The organism is Pseudoroseomonas cervicalis ATCC 49957 (assembly GCF_000164635.1).
GTDB lineage: Bacteria > Pseudomonadota > Alphaproteobacteria > Acetobacterales > Acetobacteraceae > Pseudoroseomonas > Pseudoroseomonas cervicalis.
In genome coordinates this window covers 471,390-479,801 of sequence record NZ_GG770777.1, presented here as the reverse complement: position 1 = coordinate 479,801, position 8,412 = coordinate 471,390, and the positions used below count along the sequence as shown (strand labels likewise).

The following is an 8,412-nucleotide window of genomic DNA, read 5'->3' as shown; positions in this document are numbered from 1 at the left end:
GCGGCATAGGCGCGCTCGGCGGCGCCGCGGGCGGTGAAGGCCTCGGCCAGGCGGGCGGCGGCCTCGGGGTCGTGCGGCCGCGGCAGGCGATTCGGGATCATCGCTTCGGACATGGGATGGGAGCGAAGGCGTGCCGGGGGTAGGCGGTCAAGCCCTGCGTGTGTGCGGCCGCTTCTGCGGCTGGGCGGCGCGGCTGGCGCTGGCCCTGTCGCTGCTGCTGCTGCTGGGCGCGGGGGCGCTGGCCTGGCGTCTCGCCCAGGGGCCGCTGCCGCTGCCCATGCTGGCCACGCTGGCGCAGCGCTACACGCCGGAGCCGGGGCTCGCCATCGGCAGCATCTCCCTGGCCTGGGAGGGCTACCAGCGCGGCACCGGCTCGCCGCTGCGGCTGCGGCTGCAGCAGGTGGAACTGCGCGACGCCGCCGGGGCGGTGCGCCAATCCCTGCCCGATGCCAGCATCACCCTGTCCTTCGCGCGGCTGCTGCAGGGCCAGCTGGCGCCGCTGCAGGTGGCGGTGCGGCAGCCCGCCATCGTGCTGGAGCGCAGCCCGGAGGGGGAGGTGACGCTCTCCATGGGCCGCGCCGGGCCGCCGGCCGAGCCACCGCCGGACAGCGGCGGCCATGATGATGAGGGCGGCGCGGTGCTGCGCGACCTGCTCGGCCGCGGCGGCGGCGATGGCCGCTTCGGCGCCCTGCGCGAACTCAGCATCAGCGAAGGCCGGCTCAGCATCATCGACCGGCAGCTGAACCTGACCTGGCAGCTGGAGCGCGCCAATATCGCGCTGCGCCGGCTGCCCGAGGGCGGCGTCGGCGGCACCGGCGAGGCGGAGCTGGTGCTGCCCGGCCATGGCGGCACGCTGCCGGTGCGGCTGGAGGGCAGCGCGCGCGGCGACGGCCCCTCGCTGGAGGGCAAGCTGGTGCTGCCGGCGCTGGAGCCGGCGCGCATTGCCACGCTGTTGCCGGCGCTGGCGCCGCTTTCCCTGTTCGATGGCAGCGCCGCGCTGGAACTCTCCGGCCGCTTCGATGCCGGGCGCGACGGCGCGGCGCCGGAGCTGGCGCTGCGCCTCTCGGCCGGGCCGGGCGGCGTGACGCTGGAGGGGCGGCGCACCGGCTTCGCCGACCTCCAGTTGGAGGCGGAGGGCACGCCGACCGCGCTGCGGCTGCGCCGGCTGCGGCTCGAATTGCCGCCCGTGGCGCGCGAGGGCGGCCCGCAGCACCCGGCCCCGGTGATCGAGGCCGAGGGCGAGGCGCGCCTCGCCGAGGGCCGCTGGCGCGCCGGGCTGACGCTGCGGCTGGACCGGCTGGAGGCCGCCGAGATCGGCGCCTACTGGCCGGAGGGCGTGGTGCCGGGCGCGCGGCACTGGATCGTCGAGAACATCACCGGCGGCACGCTGCGCCAGGGCCGCTTCGCCCTGCAGGCCGAGGCCGGGGCGGATCTCTCGGGCCTGGCCGTCCGGGATCTCGACGGCACGCTGCGGGTCGAGGGTGCGACGGTGCACTGGCTGCGCCCGATCGCGCCGCTGGAAGGGGTGGGCGCCACCATCCGCTTCTCGCTGCCCGAGATCTCGGTGCAGGTCGATCAGGCGCGGCAATCCGGCACGGCCTTGTCCAGCCCCGGCGCCACCATCCGCTTTCACAGCCTCGATGCCGGGCAGGAGCAGGCGGAGATCGAGGCGCGGCTGCGTGGCCCGATCCCCGATGTGGTCAACCTGATCCGCCATCCGCGGCTGAAGCTGTTCGAGCGCCGGCCGCTGGAGCTGAAGGAGCCGGGCGGGCAGATGGAGGGCACGCTGCGCCTGGCCTTCCCGCTGCTGGAGGACATCCCCTCCGAGGTGCTGCGGGTGAACGTCCAGGCGCGGCTGACGCAGATGCGGCTGGCCGATGTGGTGATGGGCAAGCGGCTGGAACGCGGCACCGCTGACCTGACCGTGGACAACAGCCGGCTGCGCGCCAGCGGCAATGCGCAGCTCGCCGGCATCCCGGCCCAGCTGCAGCTGGAGATGGATTTCCGCCAGGGCCCGTCCAGCCAGGTGGTCGAGCGCATCCGCGCCGAGGCGCGGCCGGATGCCAGCCGCATCGCCGAATTCGGCCTCGACCTGGACGGCTTCGTCGCCGGCCCGGTCGGCGTGGTGGCGGTGATGGAGAAGCGGCGCTCCGGCGAGACGCGGCTCAGCCTGACCGGCGACCTGCAGGAGAGCCGCATGAGCGTCTCCCCCTTCGCCTGGGCCAAGCCGCCCGGCCAGCCGGCCGGCGCCCGCGCCGAGCTGCGCATCGCCAATGAATCCCTGCGCAGCGTCGAGAGCTTCCAGGTCGAGGCGCCGCAGCTCTTCGCCCGCGGCCAGGTGGCCTTCGGCGAGGCCAGCCGGCTGGAGCGCATCGATCTGTCCGAGGCGCGCATCTTCCAGGGCCGCTTCACCGCCGAGGCCCGGCCGCCCGCCCAGCGCAACGGGCCCTGGCGCTTCCGCGGCTCCGGCCCGGTGATCGATCTCGGCCCCGCCCTGGATGCGCCGGACGCGCCGCCGGGCGCCGCCGCGTCGGATTCCCTGCCGGTGCTGCTGGAGGGGCATTTCGACCGGGTGCTGCTGGGGCCGGGCCGGGCGCTGGCCGCTGTGCAGGGCCGCGCCAGCGCCGATGCGCGCGGCGTCTGGCGCGAGGCGCGGGTGACCGGCCAGGCCGGTCCGGGCGGTGCCTTCGACCTGACCATCTCCCCCGCCGGGGCGGGGCGGGAGCTGCGGCTGAACGCGGCCAATGCCGGTGCCCTGCTGCGCGCCTTCGACGTGCTGCAGACGGTGGAGGGCGGGCGGCTCAGCGTCGCCGGGCGCTGGGCCGGCAACCAGCCCGGCGCCATCCTGTCCGGCACGGCGGAGATGGAGGAGTTCACCATCCAGGAGGCCGCCGGCATCGGCAAGCTGCTGCAGGCGCTGACCGTCTATGGCGTGTTCGACGCGGTGCAGGGGCCGGGGCTGCGCTTCTCCCGCCTGGAGGCGCCCTTCTCGCTGAGCAACGAGGCGCTGGTGCTGCGCGAGGCGCGGGCTTTCTCCGCCTCGCTCGGCGTCACCGCCAAGGGCAGCATCGGCCGGCGCAACGGCATGCTGGACCTCGAAGGCACCATCGTCCCGGCCTATGTGCTGAATTCGCTGCTGGGGCAGATCCCGCTGCTGGGGCGGCTGTTCAGCCCGGAGCGCGGCGGCGGGCTGTTCGCGGCCACTTGGCGCATGCGCGGCCCGACCCAGGACCCGACCGTCTCGGTCAATCCGCTGGCGGCGCTGACCCCGGGCTTCCTGCGCGGGCTGTTCGGCGGCTCGGCGGGGCAGGAGCCGGCGCCGCCCGCCGGGCGCTGATCAGAAGGCGATGCAGGCGCTGTGGTGCAGGCGCAGCACGCTCTCCTGCCGGAAGCGGGCGCGATAGGCCTCGGCCAGGGCGCCGCTGCGCGCCGCGGCGGTGGCGAGGTCAGCACCCGGCAGCACCAGCAGCAGGCGGCTGGCGGCCTCGCGCTGCAGCGTGCCATCGGCGCCGCGCCACTGGCCCTCGGCCGCCTGCACGGTCAGCCCGTCGGGGAAGGCGGGGGTCACGGTGTCGGCCAGGAAGCCCTGCCACTCGGCCTCCGACACCGTGCCTCCGCCGCCGGGAATGGCGCGGCCGAACAGCAGCTCCGCCACGCTCGCCTTCTGCTGGCCGGGCGGGCAGGGGGCGGTGCAGGCCGCCAGCAGGGGCAGGAGGAGCAGGGCGCGCATGGCGGCATCATCGCCGCCCCGCACGCCCTGTCCAGCGCCGCGATGTCAGGCGGCGCGGATCAGCACATGCCGCTTGCGGCCGGCGGAGAGCTTCGCCGCGCCGTCGCGCAGGTCGGCCTCGGTCACCGCCAGCGCCTCGTCGGTGATGGCCTCGTCATTCAGCCGCAGCCCGTTCTGGCGGATCAGCCGGCGTGCCTCGCCCTTGCTGGCGGCGAAGCCGGCCTGCACGGCCAGGTCGATCACCGGCGCCGGCAGGCTGGCGGCGATGCTCGGCAGGGTGTCGGCGGCCTGGCCCTCATCGAAGGCGCGGCGGGCGGTCTCGGCCGCCAGCTCCGCGGCCTCGCGGCCGTGCAGCAGGGCGGTGGCCTCGGTCGCCAGGATCTTCTTGGCCTCGTTCACCTCCGCGCCGCCGAGCGCGCCCAGGCGGCGCACCTCCTCCATCGGCAGCTCGGTGAACAGCGCCAGGAAGCGGCCGACATCGGCATCCTCCGTGTTGCGCCAGAACTGCCAGTAGCCATAGGGCGCGAGGCGATCGGGGTTCAGCCAGACGGCGCCGCCGGCGGTCTTGCCCATCTTGGTGCCCGAGGCGGTGGTCAGCAGCGGCGTGGTCAGGCCGAACACCTCGGCGCCGTCGCAGCGCCGGTTCAGCTCCACCCCCATGATGATGTTGCCCCACTGGTCGGAGCCGCCCATCTGCAAGCCGACCCCGTGCCGCCGCCGCAGCTCCAGGAAGTCGTAGGACTGCAGCAGCATGTAGTTGAATTCGAGGAAGGAGAGCGGCTGCTCCCGCTCCAGGCGCAGCTTCACGCTGTCCATGGTCAGCATGCGGTTGACGCTGAAATGCCGGCCGATGTCGCGCAGGAAGGGGATGTAGAGCAGCTGGTCCAGCCACTCCGCATTGTCCAGCATCATCGCGCCGCGGCCCGGCGCGAAGTCCAGGAAGGCGTCGAAGGTGCGGCGGATGCCGGCCTTGTTGACGTTGATCTGCTCGTCGCTGAGCAGGGGGCGGGCATCGTCGCGGAAGGACGGGTCGCCGATGCGGGTGGTGCCGCCGCCCAGCAGCGCGACCGGGCGGTGGCCGGTCTTCTGCAGCAGCCGCAGCAGCATGATCGACAGCAGATGGCCGACATGCAGGCTGTCCGCCGTGCAGTCGAAGCCGACATAGGCGGGAAGCGGGCCCTGCTTCATCCGGGCGGCCATCGCCGCCTCGTCCGTCACCTGGTGGATGTAGCCGCGCTCGCGCGCCACCTGCAGGAACTCGTCCATCGTCGCTTCTGTCCAGTTCTGGGCCGGGGGCACTTCCACCGGGACGCTGCCCCTAGCACAGTAGGGGCATGCTGCGAACCATCGGGCTGATGAGTGGCACCTCGCTGGACGGCGTGGATGCTGCATGGGTGGAGACGGACGGGGAACGGATCGGGCGGGTCGGGCCAAGCCTGACCATGCCCTATGATCCGTCGCTGCGGCGCGATCTGCGCAAGCTGCTGGATCTGGCGGAGGCGCTGCCGGCGGATGATCCCTTCCTGCTGGATTGCCAGCGCCGGGTGACCGAGCGGCATGCCGAGGCGGTGCTGAAGCTGGGGCTGGAGGCCGACCTGCTCGGCTTCCATGGCCAGACCATCCTGCACCGCCCGGTGGCGGGACGCCCGGGCGAGGGGCGGACCTGGCAGATCGGCGACGCGGCGCTGCTGGCGCGGCTGACCAACATCGCCGTCGCGCATGATTTCCGCAGCGCCGACGTGGCGGCGGGCGGGCAGGGGGCGCCGCTGGTGCCGGTGGTGCATGCGGTGCTGGCGGCCGAACTGCCCAAGCCGCTGGCCATCCTGAACCTCGGCGGCGTCGGCAATGTCACCTGGATCGGCCGCGACGGGCGGCTGGTCGCCTTCGACACCGGCCCGGCCAATGGCCCGCTGGACGACTGGGCGCGGCGCTCGATCGGCGCCGATTACGACCGCGATGGCCGGCTGGCCCTGGCCGGCCAGCCCTGCGGCGCGGTGCTGGGCCGGCTGCTGGCGCATCCCTACCTGGCGGCGCCGCCGCCGAAATCGCTGGACCGGCTGGATTTCGACCGCGCGCTGCGCGATGCCGGGGCGGGCGACCTGTCGCCGGCGGATGGGGCGGCCACGCTGGTCGCCTTCTGCGCCTGCGCCGTCGCCGCGGCCGAGCGGCACTTCCCCGAGCCGCCGCTGCAATGGCTGGTGGCCGGCGGCGGCCGCCGCAACCCGGCGGTGATGCGCGCGCTGGCCGGCGCCCTGCCGGAGCCGGTGCGCCCGGTCGAGGTCGCCGGCTGGGATGGCGACGCGCTGGAGGCCCAGGCCTTCGGCGTGCTGGCGGCGCGCGTCGCGCATGGCCTGCCGCTGACCTTCCCCGGCACCACCGGCGTCGCAGCACCGCTCACCGGCGGGCGGATGGTGACGCTGCAACGGGCCTGAAGGCCGCCCGGGCACGCGAAAGGGCCGGGCGGCAGCGCCACCCGGCCCTTTCGAGCATCACGATGCCGGCGGGATCAGTCCGCCGCCATCGCCATCCGCGCGCGGTTCAGCATGGTGCGGACATGGTCCTCCGCCGCATCGGCGACCTTCTCGGTCTGCGCCGCGGTGAAGACATGGCCGGCGCCTTCCTGCACCCGGTAGTCGATGGCGATGCCGCGCTGGGTGTTCAGCTTGTCGACCAGCTTGCGCACCGAGGCCTCGGGCACCAGCTCGTCCTCCGCCCCGTGCAGGATCAGGCCGGAGCAGGGGCAGGGGGCCAGGAAGCCGAAATCATAGTGGCTGGCGGGCGCCGCGATGCTGACGAAGCCGCCGATCTCCGGCCGGCGCATCAGCAGCTGCATGCCGACATAGGCGCCGAAGGAATAGCCGGCGACCCAGAGCATGGAGGCGTTGGGGTTCACCGCCTGCAGGAAGTCCAGCGCCGCGGCGGCGTCGGAGATCTCGCCAATGCCACCATCGTAGCGGCCCTGGCTGCGGCCCACCCCGCGGAAATTGAAGCGCAGGGTGGAGAAACCCATGTCCTGGAAGCGCGTGTACAGCGCATGGACCACCCGGTTGTTCATCGTCCCGCCATGCAGCGGGTGCGGGTGCAGCACCAGCGCCACGGGCGCATTGGGCTGCTTCGCGTGATGGTAACGACCCTCCAGCCGGCCATCCGGCCCGGCGAACATCACTTCAGGCATCGTCCCCTTGCATCCAGTGCGGTGGGCGCGGCAGCGCCCGGTTGGGAAGCCATGCGGTCCGGACCCGCCAGGGATCCGCCGGACCAGCCAGAGACATTGCCCTTCTGGGCGGAGTGACAGGTCCGGTGAAGCCCGAAAGGTTGACTCCCCAAGTCGGGATCCATAGCTTCCACCGCGCAGCAGAATGCCGCGACGACCCGGCTCTCCTCATGCCTGTGCCGTCCCGGGGCAGGCTTCCGCTCCCCGTGACACGGTCAATATAGGCAACAGATCGCCTCTTTCATAACGGATTCATGGCATGGCCATCATTGAACGGCACGGCGACTCGGGGCTGCGGGCCAGGTTCGTCCGGCGCGTCAAGGGGCGGGAAAACTGAGCCATGCGCCTGTCAACGCGCGGTCGTTACGCGGTCATGGCCCTGGTGGAGCTGGCCGCGCGCGAGCGAGACCGGCAAAATGCAAATGACTGCCATGCGCAGGGCGCGGTGACCAGGGAGCGCCCGGTCAGCCTGGCGGAGATCGCCCAGGCGCAATTGCTCTCGGTGGCGTATCTGGAGCAACTTTTCGCAAGGCTGCGCCGGGCCGGGCTTGTCGATTCGGCGCGTGGCCCCGGCGGCGGCTACCGCCTGGCCCGCCCGGCCGAGGCCATCGCCATCGGCACCATCATCGAGGCGGTTGACGAGCCGATCAGCGCCACGCGCTGCGAGGAGGGCTCGCCCGGCTGCCTCGCCGGCAATCGCTGCCTGACCCATGACCTCTGGCACGAGCTGGGCGAGCAGATCCGCCTCTTCCTGGAGAACGTGACACTGGCCGATGTGGTGGAGCAGCGCGTCTGCGGCCGCGCCATCATCCCCGCCCCGCCGCCATGACCCTCTATCTCGACGCCAACGCGACCGAGCCGCTGCGCCCGGCCGCGCGGCAGGCGGTGCTGGAGGCGCTGGACTGCCTCGGCAATCCCTCCTCCGTGCATGCCGAGGGGCGCGCGGCGCGCCAGCTGCTGGAGCGCGCCCGCGCCACCATCGCCACCCGCTTCGGCGGCCGCGCCCGCGACCTGGTCTTCACCGCCGGCGCGACCGAGGCCAATGCCCTGGCCCTGCACGGGCTGGGCCAGGGCCGCCGCGTCCTGGCCGGGGCCACGGAGCATCCCGCCATCCTGCGCGCCGCGCCGGGCATCGAGACCCTGCCGGTGTTGGCCGATGGCACCATCGACCTCGCCGCGCTGGAGCGCGCCCTGGCGCAGGGTGGCCCGGCCCTGCTCTGCCTGATGGCCGCCCACAACGAGACCGGCGTGCTGCACCCGCTGGCCGAGGCCGCCGCCCTCTGCCGTGCCCATGGCGCGCTGCTGCATGTCGATGCGGTGCAGATGGCCGGGCGGCTGAAGCTGGACCTCTCCGAACTCGGCGCGGACTCCCTCGCGCTCTCGGCCCACAAGCTGGGCGGGCCGAAGGGGGCGGGGGCGCTGCTGCTGCGTCCCGGCCTCGACCTGCCGGCCCTGCTGCCCGGCGGCG

Annotated in this window: 7 protein-coding genes; 4 read left to right on the top strand and 3 right to left on the bottom strand. The window is 73.7% G+C overall.

The annotated features are described in order from the left end of the window. The first annotated feature begins 160 nt into the window (after positions 1-160). Entirely contained in the window at positions 161-3,337 is a 3,177-nt protein-coding gene (locus tag HMPREF0731_RS23015; RefSeq protein ID WP_007002333.1) for a YhdP family protein, read from the top strand. Here the strand turns inward: HMPREF0731_RS23015 and HMPREF0731_RS02025 are convergent, their stop codons facing one another. Continuing rightward, positions 3,338-3,730, bottom strand: a complete 393-nt coding sequence (locus HMPREF0731_RS02025) for a DUF3574 domain-containing protein (protein WP_007002332.1) — start codon at positions 3,728-3,730, stop codon at positions 3,338-3,340. A 45-nt stretch (positions 3,731-3,775) separates the two neighbouring features. Next, the gene (tyrS, locus tag HMPREF0731_RS02020) at positions 3,776-4,996 is read right to left on the bottom strand and encodes a tyrosine--tRNA ligase (RefSeq protein WP_007002331.1); all 1,221 of its coding nucleotides are present in this window, start codon (positions 4,994-4,996) and stop codon (positions 3,776-3,778) included. Between the two features lie 71 nt (positions 4,997-5,067). On the opposite strand from tyrS, the gene HMPREF0731_RS02015 reads away from it, so the two are divergent. Beyond that, the gene (locus tag HMPREF0731_RS02015) at positions 5,068-6,162 is read left to right on the top strand and encodes an anhydro-N-acetylmuramic acid kinase (protein ID WP_157135965.1); all 1,095 of its coding nucleotides are present in this window, start codon (positions 5,068-5,070) and stop codon (positions 6,160-6,162) included. Between the two features lie 74 nt (positions 6,163-6,236). On the opposite strand, the gene HMPREF0731_RS02010 is transcribed toward HMPREF0731_RS02015, so the two are convergent. After that, a complete protein-coding gene (locus tag HMPREF0731_RS02010) occupies positions 6,237-6,905 on the bottom strand; it encodes an alpha/beta hydrolase (RefSeq protein WP_007002329.1) in 669 nt (222 codons plus the stop codon). A gap of 379 nt (positions 6,906-7,284) precedes the next feature. On the opposite strand from HMPREF0731_RS02010, the gene HMPREF0731_RS02005 reads away from it, so the two are divergent. Together HMPREF0731_RS02005 and HMPREF0731_RS02000 are read left to right on the top strand one after the other, a co-directional pair. Further along, on the top strand, positions 7,285-7,773 hold the full coding sequence (locus tag HMPREF0731_RS02005) for an Rrf2 family transcriptional regulator (protein ID WP_040611840.1): 489 nt from the start codon (positions 7,285-7,287) through the stop codon (positions 7,771-7,773). Beyond that, positions 7,770-8,412: cysteine desulfurase family protein (locus HMPREF0731_RS02000; protein ID WP_007002327.1), on the top strand; the 643-nt coding region annotated here is incomplete at its 3' end. The genes HMPREF0731_RS02005 and HMPREF0731_RS02000, both read left to right, overlap by 4 nt.